The 13,481-nt window shown below is 67.0% G+C and carries 14 protein-coding genes; 7 read left to right on the top strand and 7 right to left on the bottom strand.

The features are described 5' to 3' along the window. The first annotated feature begins 17 nt into the window (after positions 1 to 17). Genes ACT53Q_RS00510 through acnB form a run of 3 tightly spaced genes read left to right on the top strand, consistent with a single transcriptional unit; the run spans position 18 to position 3,330 of the window. The gene (locus ACT53Q_RS00510; RefSeq protein ID WP_476184712.1) at positions 18 to 275 is read left to right on the top strand and encodes an AbrB/MazE/SpoVT family DNA-binding domain-containing protein; all 258 of its coding nucleotides are present in this window, start codon (positions 18 to 20) and stop codon (positions 273 to 275) included. Continuing rightward, a complete protein-coding gene (locus tag ACT53Q_RS00505; protein WP_476184711.1) occupies positions 272 to 682 on the top strand; it encodes a type II toxin-antitoxin system VapC family toxin in 411 nt (136 codons plus the stop codon). The genes ACT53Q_RS00510 and ACT53Q_RS00505 overlap by 4 nt, the downstream gene beginning before the upstream one ends. Before the next feature lie 56 nt (positions 683 to 738). Continuing rightward, positions 739 to 3,330 carry a bifunctional aconitate hydratase 2/2-methylisocitrate dehydratase gene (gene acnB, locus ACT53Q_RS00500; protein ID WP_476184710.1) on the top strand — a complete coding sequence of 864 codons (2,592 nt, stop codon included), beginning with the start codon at positions 739 to 741 and terminating at the stop codon, positions 3,328 to 3,330. A gap of 163 nt (positions 3,331 to 3,493) precedes the next feature. Here acnB and ACT53Q_RS00495 read toward each other — a convergent pair whose 3' ends face one another. The 5 genes from ACT53Q_RS00495 to ACT53Q_RS00475 all read right to left on the bottom strand — a co-directional run bounded on the left by ACT53Q_RS00495 (position 3,494) and on the right by ACT53Q_RS00475 (position 6,662). Beyond that, positions 3,494 to 3,748 (bottom strand): hypothetical protein, encoded by a 255-nt coding sequence (locus ACT53Q_RS00495; protein WP_476184709.1) that lies wholly within the window; start codon positions 3,746 to 3,748, stop codon positions 3,494 to 3,496. Positions 3,749 to 3,898: 150 nt separating this feature from the next. Beyond that, positions 3,899 to 4,513: a DUF489 family protein gene (locus ACT53Q_RS00490; protein WP_476184708.1), complete on the bottom strand. Its 615-nt coding sequence runs from the start codon at positions 4,511 to 4,513 to the stop codon at positions 3,899 to 3,901. Between the two features lie 31 nt (positions 4,514 to 4,544). After that, positions 4,545 to 5,687, bottom strand: coding sequence for a tRNA 2-thiouridine(34) synthase MnmA (gene mnmA, locus ACT53Q_RS00485; protein WP_476184707.1), 1,143 nt, complete (start codon positions 5,685 to 5,687; stop codon positions 4,545 to 4,547). An 8-nt stretch (positions 5,688 to 5,695) separates the two neighbouring features. Further along, positions 5,696 to 6,163: an NUDIX hydrolase gene (locus tag ACT53Q_RS00480; RefSeq protein ID WP_476184706.1), complete on the bottom strand. Its 468-nt coding sequence runs from the start codon at positions 6,161 to 6,163 to the stop codon at positions 5,696 to 5,698. Between the two features lie 13 nt (positions 6,164 to 6,176). Continuing rightward, entirely contained in the window at positions 6,177 to 6,662 is a 486-nt protein-coding gene (locus tag ACT53Q_RS00475) for a hypothetical protein (protein ID WP_476184705.1), read from the bottom strand. Positions 6,663 to 6,945: 283 nt separating this feature from the next. On the opposite strand from ACT53Q_RS00475, the gene ACT53Q_RS00470 reads away from it, so the two are divergent. The 3 genes from ACT53Q_RS00470 (at position 6,946) to clpA (ending at position 10,306) form a co-directional block, all read left to right on the top strand. Beyond that, on the top strand, positions 6,946 to 7,350 hold the full coding sequence (locus ACT53Q_RS00470) for a hypothetical protein (protein WP_476184704.1): 405 nt from the start codon (positions 6,946 to 6,948) through the stop codon (positions 7,348 to 7,350). A gap of 63 nt (positions 7,351 to 7,413) precedes the next feature. Further along, the gene (gene clpS / locus ACT53Q_RS00465; protein ID WP_476184703.1) at positions 7,414 to 7,734 is read left to right on the top strand and encodes an ATP-dependent Clp protease adapter ClpS; all 321 of its coding nucleotides are present in this window, start codon (positions 7,414 to 7,416) and stop codon (positions 7,732 to 7,734) included. A gap of 286 nt (positions 7,735 to 8,020) precedes the next feature. Beyond that, positions 8,021 to 10,306: an ATP-dependent Clp protease ATP-binding subunit ClpA gene (gene clpA, locus ACT53Q_RS00460; RefSeq protein ID WP_476184702.1), complete on the top strand. Its 2,286-nt coding sequence runs from the start codon at positions 8,021 to 8,023 to the stop codon at positions 10,304 to 10,306. 121 nt (positions 10,307 to 10,427) lie between these two features. Here clpA and infA read toward each other — a convergent pair whose 3' ends face one another. Continuing rightward, positions 10,428 to 10,646, bottom strand: coding sequence for a translation initiation factor IF-1 (gene infA / locus ACT53Q_RS00455; protein ID WP_117202246.1), 219 nt, complete (start codon positions 10,644 to 10,646; stop codon positions 10,428 to 10,430). A gap of 139 nt (positions 10,647 to 10,785) precedes the next feature. Here infA and nusG point away from each other — a divergent pair, with 139 nt between their 5' ends. After that, complete coding sequence (gene nusG / locus ACT53Q_RS00450) at positions 10,786 to 11,400, top strand: transcription termination/antitermination protein NusG (protein ID WP_476184701.1); 615 nt, start codon at positions 10,786 to 10,788, stop codon at positions 11,398 to 11,400. 879 nt (positions 11,401 to 12,279) lie between these two features. On the opposite strand, the gene ACT53Q_RS00445 is transcribed toward nusG, so the two are convergent. Then, the gene (locus tag ACT53Q_RS00445; protein WP_476184700.1) at positions 12,280 to 13,119 is read right to left on the bottom strand and encodes a 4'-phosphopantetheinyl transferase family protein; all 840 of its coding nucleotides are present in this window, start codon (positions 13,117 to 13,119) and stop codon (positions 12,280 to 12,282) included. Positions 13,120 to 13,481 lie beyond the last annotated feature (362 nt).

Below are 13,481 nucleotides of genomic sequence, written 5' to 3'. Positions count from 1 at the left end.
TTCAGCGGGAGCCGCCGATGGAAGCCACCGTCGCCGAACGCGGGCAGATCACCCTCCCCAAGGCCGTGCGCGATGCGCTCGGGCTGACCAAGGGGTCGGTGCTCAAGGTCGAACTGGAAGGCAGCCGGATCGTGCTGCGCAAGAGCGTCGACGACGCCGTGTCCCGGGCCCGCGGCCGCTTCCGGCTGGACGGCTTCGACTCCACCGACGCTGCGATGCAGGCGGTGCGCGGCGGTAGCGCCGGTGACGCCGACGACGAGGCGCCGGCCGCGTGATCGCCGTCGACCCGCCCGTGCTCATCGACCTGCTGACCGACGGCCCCCACGCTGACGCCGCCGAGGCCTGCCTCCGCCAGTGCCTGAGCACCGGGCCGGTGGTGGTCTGCGACGTGGCGCTGGCCGAGATCTGCGGCGCGCTGCGCGACGGCGCCGAGGCGCTGGCGGTGCTGGAGGAAATGAGCATCCGCTTCAGTCCGCTCGAACCCAAGTCCGCCCTGCGCGCCGGCGAGATGCAGCGTCGCCACCGCCAGCGCGCCGGCGCCGACGGCCCGGTGCCGCGGACCACCCCCGATTTCCTGATCGGTGCCCATGCCCTACTACAGTGCAATGGACTGATCACCCGCGACGACCGATTCTTCCGCGATTATTTCAAGGGACTCAAGCTGATCGTCCCGGTCGCCTGATTCCAATCGCCTGACCCCGCCCCGACACTTTCGCCCCGCCTCCCAGGAGTTCTTCCATGCTCGCCGCCTATCGCCAACACGTCGCCGAACGCGCCGCCCTCGGCATCCCGCCGCTGCCGCTGACCGCGCAGCAGACCGCCGAGGTCATCGAGCTGCTGAAGGCGCCGCCGGCCGGCGAAGAAGCGTTCCTCGTCGACCTGATCACCAACCGCGTGCCCGCCGGCGTCGATGACGCCGCGAAGGTCAAGGCGTCGTACCTCGCCGCCGTCGCCTTCGGCAAGGAAACCTGCGCGCTGATCTCTCGCGAGCGCGCCACCGAACTGCTGGGCACCATGCTCGGCGGCTACAACATCCATCCGCTGGTCGAACTGCTGGACGACGCCATCGTCGGCGGCATCGCCGCGAACGCGCTCAAGCACACGCTGCTGATGTTCGACGCCTTCCACGACGTCGAGGAAAAGGCCAAGGCCGGCAACGCCCACGCGAAGTCCGTGCTGCAGAGCTGGGCCGATGCCGAATGGTTCACCAGCCGTCCGGAAGTGCCGGCCTCGCTCACCGTCACCGTGTTCAAGGTGCCGGGCGAGACCAACACCGACGACCTCTCGCCTGCGCCCGACGCGACCACGCGCCCGGACATCCCGATGCACGCGTTGGCGATGCTGAAGAACAAGCGTGAAGGCGCGGCGTTCGTGCCGGAGGAAGACGGCAAGCGCGGCCCGATCCAGCAGATCCTGTCGCTGAAGGAGAAGGGCCACATCGTCGCCTACGTCGGCGACGTGGTCGGCACCGGTTCCAGCCGCAAGTCCGCGACCAACAGCGTGCTGTGGTGGACGGGTGACGACATCCCGTTCATCCCGAACAAGCGCTTCGGCGGCGTGACGCTGGGCTCGAAGATCGCACCGATCTTCTACAACACGATGGAGGACGCCGGCTCGCTGCCGATCGAACTCGACGTGTCGAAGATGGAAATGGGCGACGTGGTCGAGCTGCGCCCGTACGACGGCAAGGCGCTCAAGAACGGCGAAGTCATCGCCGAATTCCAGGTGAAGTCGGACGTGCTGTTCGACGAAGTGCGCGCCGGCGGCCGCATCCCGCTGATCGTCGGCCGCGGCCTGACCGCGAAGGCGCGCGAGGCGCTCGGCCTGGCGCCGTCGACGCTGTTCCGCCTGCCGCAGCAGCCCGCCGACACCGGCAAGGGCTATTCGCTGGCGCAGAAGATGGTCGGTCGCGCCTGCGGCCTGCCGGAAGGCACGGGCGTGCGTCCGGGCACCTACTGCGAGCCGAAGATGACCTCGGTCGGTTCGCAGGACACCACCGGCCCGATGACCCGCGACGAACTGAAGGACCTCGCCTGCCTCGGCTTCTCCGCTGACCTGGTGATGCAGTCGTTCTGCCACACCGCGGCGTACCCGAAGCCGGTCGACGTGAAGACCCACCACACGCTGCCGGAATTCATCTCGACCCGCGGCGGCATCTCGCTGCGCCCGGGCGACGGCGTGATCCACAGCTGGCTCAACCGCATGCTGCTGCCCGACACCGTCGGCACCGGCGGCGACTCGCACACCCGCTTCCCGGTGGGCATCTCGTTCCCGGCGGGCTCGGGCCTCGTGGCGTTCGCCGCCGCGACCGGCGTCATGCCGCTGGACATGCCGGAATCGGTGCTGGTCCGCTTCAAGGGCCAGATGCAGCCCGGCGTGACCCTGCGCGACCTCGTCAACGCGATCCCGCTGTACGCGATCAAGGCCGGGCTGCTCACCGTCGCCAAGCAGGGCAAGAAGAACATCTTCTCCGGCCGCATCCTCGAGATCGAAGGTCTGCCGGATCTCAAGGTCGAACAGGCATTCGAGCTGTCCGATGCCTCGGCTGAGCGCTCCGCCGCCGGCTGCACCGTGCGCCTCAACAAGGAACCGATCATCGAGTACCTCACCAGCAACATCACGCTGCTGAAGTGGATGATCGCCGAGGGCTACGCCGACGCGCGCTCGCTCGCCCGCCGCATCGCCAAGATGGAAGCGTGGCTGGCCGATCCGCAGCTGCTCGAACCCGATGCCGACGCCGAGTACGCCGCGGTCATCGAGATCGACCTCGCCGACGTGCACGAGCCCATCGTCGCCTGCCCGAACGACCCGGACGACGTGAAGACGCTGTCGGAAGTCGCCGGCGCGACCATCGACGAAGTGTTCATCGGTTCGTGCATGACCAACATCGGCCACTTCCGCGCCGCCGCGAAGCTGCTGGAAGGCAAGCGCGACATCCCGACGCGCCTGTGGGTCGCGCCGCCGACCAAGATGGACGCGTCCGAACTGACGAAGGAAGGCCATTACGGCACGTTCGGCACCGCCGGCGCGCGCATGGAAATGCCGGGCTGCTCGCTGTGCATGGGCAACCAGGCGCAGGTGCGCGAGGGCGCGACGGTGTTCTCGACCTCGACCCGCAACTTCCCGAACCGCCTCGGCCGCAACTCGAACGTCTATCTCGGTTCGGCCGAGTTGGCGGCGATCTGCTCGCGCCTCGGCCGCATCCCGACCAAGGCCGAGTACATGGCCGACGTCGGCGTGATCAACGAGAAGGGCGCCGAGATCTACCGCTACATGAACTTCGATCGCATCGAGGACTACAAGCAGGTCGCGGACACCGTCGCCGCCTGATGCTCCTCTGGTAGAGCGGCCTTCAGGCCGCTGCTCTCCGACGCAGCGTGAAATGCAGCGGCCTGGTGTTCAACAGCCGAATGGCTGGTCAAGCCGCTCTACCGAAAGCATGAAACGACGAAGCCCGGCATTGACCGGGCTTCGTCGTTTCCGGAGGCGGTGGTCAGAACGGCAGTGGCACCTGGTCGATGTCGGCGCAGCTGATGACGACGGTGCTGCTGGTGACGCCCGTGGTGCCGTACAGCGGGAAGCCGCAGCTGCCGTAGGCCTCGACGCCGACGAGCGAGCCGTTGGCGTCGTAGTGACTGGTGACGGACACCGACTCGTAGGGCCCGGCCTGGGCGACCGAGGCGGCGAGGGCGAGCGTGGCGATGGCGCCGGCGATGCGCAGGCGGCGGAAGACGTTGCGTGCGTTCATGTGCGAATCCTTTTCGCGGAAGGGACGTCGCCCGCTCGGGAGTTGTCCCGGTGGCGACGGCCGGAGCATGCCACGGCATCGTCGCAGGCCGGGCGATGCCGGGCATCGTGCAACCCGCCGCTGCCGGACGCCGCGCGTCGTGCCCGGCCCTCAGCCGAGTTCGGCTTCGATCACCCGCACCATCGCGCGCCGGCGCAGCACGAAGTCCCACATCGTGCCGCCGGTCTGGCGCCACAGCACCGCCGAGCGCAGCGCGGCGAGGAGCAGGGCGCGGATTTCGGCGACGACCTCCGGCTGCTGGAGGTAGTGCGGGTTGCCGTGCACGACGACCTTCGGTTGCAGCTGGCTGATGGTGTCCGCGTACAGCTTGCCCAGGCGGGTGATCGCGTCCGGATGCAGGCTGCCCTGGCGTTCGGCGATCGCCTCGGCGGCGCGGATGCCGTCGAGGACCTGCCGCGTCATCGCGTCGTCGGCGACGAAGCCGCGCTCGATCCGCAGCACGGCCATGCCCAGCCGGGGCAGGGCCTCGTCGGCGCCGCGCTCGGCGAGGTGTGCGTGCAGCAGTTGCAGGCCGTTGCGCAGCAGACCGGCGCTGCCGTAGACCGCGTCGACGCTGTCGGCGTCGATCCGGTACACGCTGTCCAGCGCGATGCGCTCGGCGGCGGCATCGGCATGGCCGGTGTCGGCGATCTGGCGCACCAGTTTCAGGGCATGGAGCAGGCCGGCGAGCGCCAGCACGCGGGAACGCAGGTCCGTCGTCGTCATGGCGACAGGATAGCCGGGATGCGCCGGCAGGTCAGGCGCCGCATGCCACGCCGCGGTCGTCGCCACCTGCTCGGGCGGCGTGTTCCAGCGGTGCATCGGTGGCCGCGATCACCGCGCCGCCGAGGCAGACCTCGCCGTCGTACAGCACCAGCGACTGCCCGGGCGTGACCGCGCGCTGCGCGTCGGCGAAGGCGACGGCGAGCGTGCCGTCGTCGCGGACCTCGACCGTGCAGGCCTCGTCGCGCTGGCGATAGCGCGTCTGCGCGGTGCAGGCGAACGCGCGCGCGGGCGGGGCACCGGCGATCCAGTGCGCGGCTTCGGTCCACAGCCGGTGCGAGCACAGGAACGGCGAATCCGCGCCCTGGTCGACGATCAGCGTGTTGTCGGCCACGCGCTTGCCGACCACGAACCACGGCGCGGCGGCGAAGCCCTTCACGCCGCCGATGTGCAGCCCTTCGCGCTGGCCGAGCGTGAAATAGAAGACGCCCGGGTGCTCGCCGATGTGGCGGCCGTCCGGGGTGACCATCGGGCCGGGCCTGGCGGGCAGGTACTGCGACAGGAAGCTGCGGAAGTCGCGCTCGCCGATGAAGCAGATGCCGGTGGAATCCTTTTTCGCCGCGGTCGGCAGGCCGGCCTCGGCGGCCATGCGGCGCACGTCGGTCTTGATCAGCTCGCCCAGCGGGAAGCGGGTGGCTGCCAGCTGCGTCTGGCCGAGCTGGTGCAGGAAGTAGCTCTGGTCCTTGCCGCGGTCGGCGGCGCGCAGCAGTTGCCAGTGGCCGTCGCGTTCGCGGACGCGGGCGTAGTGCCCGGTCGCGATGGCGTCGGCGCCGAGGTCGTGGGCGGCGTCGAGGAAATGCTTGAACTTGATCTCGCGGTTGCACAGCACGTCGGGGTTTGGCGTGCGCCCGGCGGCGTATTCGGCCAGGAAGTGTTCGAACACGCCGGCCCAGTATTCCTTCGAGAAATCGCGGAAGTGGATCGGGATGCCCAGTCGGCCGCAGACCGCGACCGCGTCGCGGCGGTCGTCCTCGGCGCGGCACTCGCCGCTGCCATCGTCGGCCCAGTTGGTCATGAACAGGCCGGCGATGGATTCGCCGGCGTCGCGCAGGCGCAGCGCGGCGACCGAGGAGTCGACCCCGCCGGACATGCCGACGATGACGCGCGCGGCGGCCATGCGCCGGCTCAGACCGATTGCCGCAGCAGCGACAGCGGGAAGCGCTGGCCGGCCAGGTAGTCGCTCACCACCTGCCAGACCAGCGGGCTGCGGTGGCGATCGCGGGCGTCGAGCAGTTCCTGCGGCGTCATCCACACCGCGCGGACGATGCCGTCGTCGAGCGGTCGTTCGGGATCGTGGTGGACGGGCTCCGCGGCGAAGGCGAAGCGCAGGTAGTGGCGCCCGGTTTCCGGGGCCTTCCATTGATAGGCACCGACGAAACCGGTCAGGTGCACGTCCCAGCCGGTTTCCTCGCGGGTCTCGCGCAGGGCCGCGTCCTGAAGGCTTTCGTCGGGTTCCAGATGTCCGGCCGGCTGGTTCAGCACCAGCCGGCCGTTGGCGCGTTCCTCGACGCACAGCAGACGGCCATCGGCCACCACCACGGTGGCCACGGTCACGTCCGGCTGCCAGAAGCGGCCCGCGCTGTTGTCCTTCATCGGAACGAAGAGTTCAGAGGTCGTCGCGATCGCCGCTGAACTTGATTTCCATGTCGTCGGCCGTCTCGGCCGCGATGTCCATCGCGTTCTCGAGCTGCTCGCCGCTGATGGTGTCGGGCAGCTTGATCACGAAATAGAGCACATCGCCGCCGATCTCCCAGCTCCCCAGCTTGTTCTTGCGGCTTTCCGCCAGCAGCTCCAGCGCCTTGGCGCCGTTGATGCCGTCCTTCTCGACGCGCGCGGCCGGCGCGAAGATTTCGCGGATGGTGTAGCCGGCGACGCTTTCGGTGCTGCCGCTGACGAACACCAGCTGGGTGCGCTTTTCCTTCGAGTAGTTGTAGGTGACCTTGAAGTCGCCGTCCGCGTCGACTTCGTACTTGACGCCGCGGGCGTCCAGACGGGACTTGACGGAGGCGTCTTCGGCATGGGCGACGGGCGCCAGGAAGAAGGCACCGACCAGCAGCGCGGAGGCGATGGCCGAGGAGCGGAAGAACGACATGGGCGATTCCCCTTGGTGGTGCGGCCGGAATGGCCGCCGCTGTCACACATTGTCGCGCTTCGTCCGGATCGACGTCCACGGTCGGATGGCCTTCCGGCCTCCCGCAGATGCGGGGGTCGGGGCCATGCGGAAGCCGTCGGCTGCGCTTGCCGTGCTTGTCGGGACGCCGGCTGACCTGTCCTTTCCGTTCCGGCGGTCGCAGGGTCGAGGTCGGGCGATCCGCCCGCGACGCGTCCCGCCGGGACGCGCCCGATCACCTCGGGATCTTCGAAGGAGTGATGCCATGACACGCAACGGCTTTTCCTCGACCCTCGCTGCCGCCGGGCTGGCGCTCGCCCTGGCGGCTGCGCCCGCTGCCCACGCGGCCGCGACCGCGAACTTCCAGGGCCTGTGCAACTGGAACGCGGGTTTCACCCAGTTCTCATGCACCTTCGATGCCAACCGGCCCGCCTCCGCACCGACGGCCTGTCCCGGTTCGTTCGTCTGGAAGTACTTCTGGGACTTCGACGACGGCACGACCGCCTTCACCGGCAGTCCCGTGACGACCCACGTCTTCCCCAACGGCGCCGACCGGGTCATGTCGCTCAAGGCGATCTGCTGGAACGGCGAAACCCCGGTCAAGGTGCGTCACGTCTGCACCACCGTCGGCACGCTCGGCTGCCTGCAGGTCAACGGAACCTGGAACTGAGGCTGCCGGTCCGCACCCCGGAACGCCGGGGTGCGGGCTTCGGGCGTCGCGGCCCCGTATAATTTGCGCATGGCCTCCTCCCCCGAACACGACCACGGCGTCGCCCTCGCCCCGAGCAAGCCCGAAGTGGCGCGCCCGCCGCTGTACTCCGTCCTGCTGCTCAACGACGACTACACGCCCATGGACTTCGTGGTCGAGGTCCTGATGCGCTTCTTCGGCATGCCGCTGGAGAAAGCCACCCAGATCATGCTCCACGTGCACACCCGCGGCCGCGGCGTCTGCGGCGTCTTCAGCCGCGAGATCGCCGAATCCAAGGTCGCCCAGGTGAACGAATACGCACGGATGAACCAGCATCCGCTGCTGTGCACCATGGAAAAGGCCTGACCCGATCCCCAACTCCGGCGGACGGAATCCGAAGCCCGCGCCGATGGCGCGGAATTTGCATGCACTCTTGCGTCCGGACACGTGGCAGGTACATTGTCATGTGACATGGACGGGCGCGTCGTTTCAAGCCGGCCTCCGGCATGACGCAGTGTTCAGATCTTCGGTATTCCGCGTCGGGATGGGGCGACCCATCCTGAATCCCGGGTCCGGGAATGACCTCGCCGATTGCCCCGGCGCGGCAGACTTGGACTCGAACGGCAGAACCTCTCGGAGGATGGCAACGACCATGTTCAGCAAAGACCTCGAATACGCGATCGGCCAGTGCTACAAGCACGCCCGCGAAGCGCGTCACGAATACATGACCGTCGAGCACCTGCTGCTGGCGCTGCTCGACAACCCATCCGCCGAAACCGTGCTGAAGGCCTGCAGCGTCGATTTCCAGCGCCTGCGCACGGATCTCGAACAGGCCATCTCCACGTCGGTCGCGCTGCTGCCCGAAGGCGACGGCCGTGACACGCAGGCCACGCTGGGCTTCCAGCGCGTGCTGCAGCGCGCCGTCTACCACGTCCAGTCCTCCGGCAAGAGCGAAGTCGCGGGCGCCAACGTGCTGGTCGCGATCTTCGGCGAGAAGGACTCCTACGCCGTCTATTACCTCAACCAGCAGGGCGTGACCCGGCTGGACGTGGTGAATTTCCTGTCCCACGGCATCACCAAGGCCGGCGACACGCCGTCGCCGCAGGGCCAGGACGCCGGCGAGCAGGGCGGCGAGGCGGGCGAGGGCGGCGAGAACCGCAACGACCCGCTGGGCGAATTCGCCACCAACCTCAACCAGATGGCCCGCGAAGGCCGGATCGACCCGCTGGTCGGCCGCGCCGAGGAAATCGAGCGCACCATCCAGGTGCTGTGCCGCCGGCGCAAGAACAATCCGCTGTACGTCGGCGAGGCCGGCGTGGGCAAGACCGCGCTCGCCGAGGGCCTGGCGCGCCGCATCGTCGACGGCGAGGTGCCCGACGTGCTGGCCGCCGCGACCATCTTCTCGCTCGACCTCGGTGCGCTGGTCGCCGGCACCAAGTACCGCGGCGACTTCGAGAAGCGCCTGAAGGCCGTGCTGGCCGCGCTGAAGAAGATCCCGCAGGCGGTGCTGTTCATCGACGAGATCCACACCATCATCGGCGCCGGCTCCGCCAGCGGCGGCACGATGGATGCCAGCAACCTGATCAAGCCGGCGCTGGCGTCGGGCGAGCTGCGCTGCATCGGTTCCACGACCTTCCAGGAATACCGCGGCATCTTCGAGAAGGATCGCGCGCTGGCTCGGCGCTTCCAGAAGATCGACGTGGTCGAGCCGACCATCGGCGAGACCGTCGAGATCCTCCGCGGCCTGCGGCCGAAGTACGAGGCGCACCACAACGTCACCTATGCCGACGATGCCATCCAGGCGGCGGTCGACCTGTCGGTGAAGCACCTCAACGATCGCCTGCTGCCCGACAAGGCCATCGACGTCATCGACGAGGCCGGCGCGCGCCAGCAACTCCTCGCCCCGGAGAACCGCAAGCAGCGGATCGACGTCGAGGAAGTCGAACTGATCATCGCCAAGATGGCGCGGATCCCGCCCAAGCAGGTCAGTGCGTCCGACAAGGATGTGCTGCAGCACCTCGAGCGCAACCTGAAGATGGTGATCTTCGGCCAGGATCCTGCAATCGAGACCCTGACCGCCGCGATCAAGCTCGCGCGCTCGGGGCTGGCCAACCCGGACAAGCCGATCGGCAGCTTCCTGTTCGCCGGTCCCACCGGCGTGGGCAAGACCGAGGTCACGCGCCAGTTGGCGCTGCAGCTCGGCATCGAGCTGGTGCGCTTCGACATGAGCGAATACATGGAGCCGCACTCGGTCAGCCGCCTGATCGGCGCGCCCCCGGGTTACGTCGGTTTCGACCAGGGCGGCCTGCTGACCGAGAAGATCGTCAAGACGCCGCATTGCGTGCTGCTGCTGGACGAGGTGGAGAAGGCCCATCCGGACATCTTCAACATCCTGCTGCAGGTGATGGATCGCGGCATCCTCACCGACACCAACGGGCGCGAGGCGAACTTCCGCAACGTGATCGTGGTGATGACCACGAATGCCGGGGCCGTGCAGGCCGCGCGCCGGTCGATCGGCTTCACCAAGCAGGACCACAGCACCGACGCGATGGAAGTCATCCGTCGCAGCTTCAGCCCGGAATTCCGCAACCGCCTCGACGCGGTGGTGCAGTTCCAGGCGCTGGGCTTCGACCACATCCTGCGCGTGGTCGACAAGTTCCTGATCGAGCTGGAAGCCCTGCTGCACGAGAAGAACGTGTCGCTGTCGGCCACCCCGGCGGCCCGCGACTGGCTGGCGGAGCACGGCTTCGACCCGCTGATGGGCGCTCGCCCGATGGCGCGGGTGATCCAGGACCGCATCAAGCGTCCGCTGGCGGACGAGCTGCTGTTCGGTCGTCTGGTGGGCGGCGGCCGGGTCAACATCGACGTCCGCGACGACGAGCTGGTGGTCGAATCCCAGGCCGAGCCCGAGAAGCTGTTGCCGGCCACGGTCGACTGAGCCGGGCAGGGCGCCGCGGCCCCAGGGCTGCGGCGCCCGCCATCACCCTCACGCCGGCGGCATCGCCGGAAACAACAAAGGCGGCCCACGGCCGCCTTTGTCATTCAATGTCTTGCGTGGATCACTTCATGCGATAGGTGATCCGGCCCTTGGTCAGGTCATACGGGGTCATTTCGACCTTGACCTTGTCTCCCGTCAGGATGCGGATGTAGTTCTTGCGCATCCGCCCGGAGATGTGGGCGATGATCTCGTGGCCGTTCTCGAGCTTGACCCGGAACATGGTGTTCGGGAGCGTTTCGGAAACGGTCCCTTCGAATTCGATGACGTCGTCTTTCGCCATGCGCCCTGCGCTGCCGTGAAAGTCGGGCGAACGCCCGACGAAGCCGCGCATTCTGCCACGGCCCGGCTCCGATGGCAAAAGCGGCGGGATGGGGCGGGGGTGTTGCGCTGCAGCAACTCAATCCTGATAGGATCGGATTATGCTGACAGCAAGCTTCGGTTCAGCCTTGTCGTCGAATGGCAAGAACCGAAGTCTGGTGTTTTTCGACAAAACATTGCAGTGGACGATGGTGGGCATGAAGGGACTTGTGCACAGCGTGTACCCGGCGGATCCGTGGCTGGTGCTCCGAACGAGAAGTCGGCACGAAAACAAGGTCGAAGCCGCCCTGCAGCAGAAGCAGGTCGAGACCTATCTCCCGAGGCGCCGCGTCCAACGCTCGCTTTCCAGCCGCCGCTCGGTGGTGGAAATGCCGCTCTTCCCGGGCTACGTGTTCGTCAGACCCCGCCCGGAACAGTACGAAGGCATGCGCTACGTGCCCGGCTCCTGCGGCCTGGTGTTGTCGGCCGGGCGCGCCGCGGTGCTGCCGGAACGCGACATGGACGCCGTCAAGCGCCTGGTGGACAGCGGCCACGATTACGAGGCGCGCCCCGAACTGCTGGCCGGAACGCGGGTGAAGATCGTGTCCGGCCCGCTCGCCGGCATGGAAGGAGACTTGGTGCGGCTGAAGCAGCGCGAGCTCGTGGTGATCAACGTCGACGCCGTCGGCAGCAGCGTGCGGGTGGAAGTCGACCGCGATGCCGTCGTCGTGTGCTGATGCGGGAGGCATCCGCATCCATTTCTCGCACGGTAGCCGCATCGGCGGTTCCCTGATTTCGGGATCGGACTTCACCAGGTCACTGGTCAGCGGTCCGCGCCACGATTCCTTCACGCGCGTGACGGATGGCTTCGTGCCACGCGGCGTGTGGCTGAGGAACAGGGCAACCCCATCGCGATTCCGTGCTGCTGATCCAGCTCGGGCGCAGGATCGAGACCAGTCCTAGTGCGGGTGATCAATCGAGTCCAGCGTTGTCATTCCCCGCTGAACTGCTGAATCCACACGTTTCGGATCGACAGACCTCTCACCGTCGATGTCGCTGCAGGATTTTCATTTCCGGCCTCATGCCGACATGCTTATTGACGGTGTTGATTGTCAACGATAACATCAGAATGAGCCTGACTCTGGCCGCTTCGTCGGCAAATTCCCGTATTGGTTCTTTGGTGGGCCATGCGTGACCAGAAGCAGGTGTTGTTCAAGATCCGGTCCCCGTTCTGATCCGCGACCCGTCCTGCGGGTGGCCAATTCCTTCGACATCCGGCCGTGCATGCGAGGCATGCACTGCAGAGGGCGGAGCCTGCCCGCGCGTTTCTCTGCATGTGTCCGGGCATGGCCGTTACGCTTGGCGGTCTGGACTCGGTCCTGTCGGCTCCAGGAGATGCTTTCGATGTTCGATCGGGATCGATGGCTCGACTTGGCAGACATGGTCTGCAGGCATTCATCGCAACCCGGCTCGGCAGCCCCGCGATTGCTTGCTCACGAGCGGGGCAATCGTCCTCGATGACGCGTCTGGGCTGTCGCGCGGTGACCCGGTAGAGCGGTGACCGCTCGAGGCTGACCAGCACCGGGCGACCGGTTGCGTCTCAGGTCGAGACGCCCTCAAACGACGTGGGAATGCCTCAGCGGTGGTGTCGTCACGTCCCATGCTGCGCCGAGCGGGACGCAGGTCCGCAGGTTGACCGATGGCGGTCGGTCGCCACGGCGTTCTGCGCAGAGCGCCATAAGATAGTCCGCGGACGGCCTGTACTGCCAGAAGCTCCAGCGCTCATCCCGATCTTCCAGGGTCGGGTCGATGCGGATACGCACGGCATTGCGTTGCGGGAATTCGAAGCTGAAACCGTTCAGGGGCAGCGACAGGCCCATGCCGCGCGCCTTGATGTAGGACTCCTTGAAGGTCCAGTATTCGAAGAATCGGTCCTGCTGGCGATCCGGGGCGACGTGCGAGAGTTCCGCGACTTCGGTCGGGGAGAAGAAACGGTTCGCGACGTCGAGGGAGACCGATCGCGTGGCGATGTTCTCGACATCGATCCCCACCTCGCGGCCACGGGTCACCGCGAGGGCGATCAGCCCGCGCGTATGCGAAATGTTGAAGAACAGGTCGCGCGCTTCGGTTTCGGCAGCCTTGATCGTGTCCGCGATCGCCGGGCGTCCATGGGCGTTCTTCGAGAAGATCCAGCGTTCCGGTGCGATCGGCGCATAGCGCGAAAGCAGCATGCGCACCATCGCGCGGGTGACGAGATAACGCTTTCTGTCGTCGGCGAAATAGAAGCGGCCTTCCCGCGCCGCTTCCTCGTCGCTCAGCAGCGAACGAAGCTCGGGAAGCTGCCGATCGTCGATCATCTCGTTGTAGTAGGTCAGCCAGATGTCGATATCGTGGCAACTGGCTGCCATCGCCGCCGGGACCGCATGGGCCTTGGGCATCAGCACGGATGCAGACATTCTTCCTATCCCGTCAATGCATGGGTTACGTTCGGAGGCTATCGCTGGAGACTCCTGCTTTCTCCTCTCCGATCGCTCCTTTATTTGTCGCTTTCAGTGTGCATCATTACCTGATGGAGACGTCGAAGGGAAGCGATCCCGGTCAACGTGGTGGTTGCCGACGCGGTTCGCGGATGGTCTCGGCAGAACGCGTCCTGTCCGGTGGCGATGATGCGTTTGCTTCCTCGAAAGATTGCGATTGCGCCATGCACATGGAGCGATCCTGAGGCTGGCGCTCAAGTTGAGAATCATTCTCAAGAAAGTTTTAGGTATACGTATTCCGTGCGCTGATTCATCAAATCCTCGTATTGACGGTATTCCGA

The organism is Lysobacter sp. DMC97 (assembly GCF_056313745.1).
Note: the sequence above shows the minus strand (reverse complement) of the source record. Positions and strands in the feature narration are given on the sequence as shown.

Coding starts and splice junctions, on each gene's coding strand:
- ACT53Q_RS00510 (WP_476184712.1), top strand. CDS start 18: ATGGAAGCCACCGTCGCCGAACGCGGGCAGATCACCCTCCCCAAGGCC.
- acnB (WP_476184710.1), top strand. CDS start 739: ATGCTCGCCGCCTATCGCCAACACGTCGCCGAACGCGCCGCCCTCGGC.
- ACT53Q_RS00495 (WP_476184709.1), bottom strand. CDS start 3,748: ATGAACGCACGCAACGTCTTCCGCCGCCTGCGCATCGCCGGCGCCATC.
- ACT53Q_RS00490 (WP_476184708.1), bottom strand. CDS start 4,513: ATGACGACGACGGACCTGCGTTCCCGCGTGCTGGCGCTCGCCGGCCTG.
- mnmA (WP_476184707.1), bottom strand. CDS start 5,687: ATGGCCGCCGCGCGCGTCATCGTCGGCATGTCCGGCGGGGTCGACTCC.
- ACT53Q_RS00480 (WP_476184706.1), bottom strand. CDS start 6,163: ATGAAGGACAACAGCGCGGGCCGCTTCTGGCAGCCGGACGTGACCGTG.
- ACT53Q_RS00475 (WP_476184705.1), bottom strand. CDS start 6,662: ATGTCGTTCTTCCGCTCCTCGGCCATCGCCTCCGCGCTGCTGGTCGGT.
- ACT53Q_RS00470 (WP_476184704.1), top strand. CDS start 6,946: ATGACACGCAACGGCTTTTCCTCGACCCTCGCTGCCGCCGGGCTGGCG.
- clpA (WP_476184702.1), top strand. CDS start 8,021: ATGTTCAGCAAAGACCTCGAATACGCGATCGGCCAGTGCTACAAGCAC.
- infA (WP_117202246.1), bottom strand. CDS start 10,646: ATGGCGAAAGACGACGTCATCGAATTCGAAGGGACCGTTTCCGAAACG.
- nusG (WP_476184701.1), top strand. CDS start 10,786: ATGCTGACAGCAAGCTTCGGTTCAGCCTTGTCGTCGAATGGCAAGAAC.
- ACT53Q_RS00445 (WP_476184700.1), bottom strand. CDS start 13,119: ATGTCTGCATCCGTGCTGATGCCCAAGGCCCATGCGGTCCCGGCGGCG.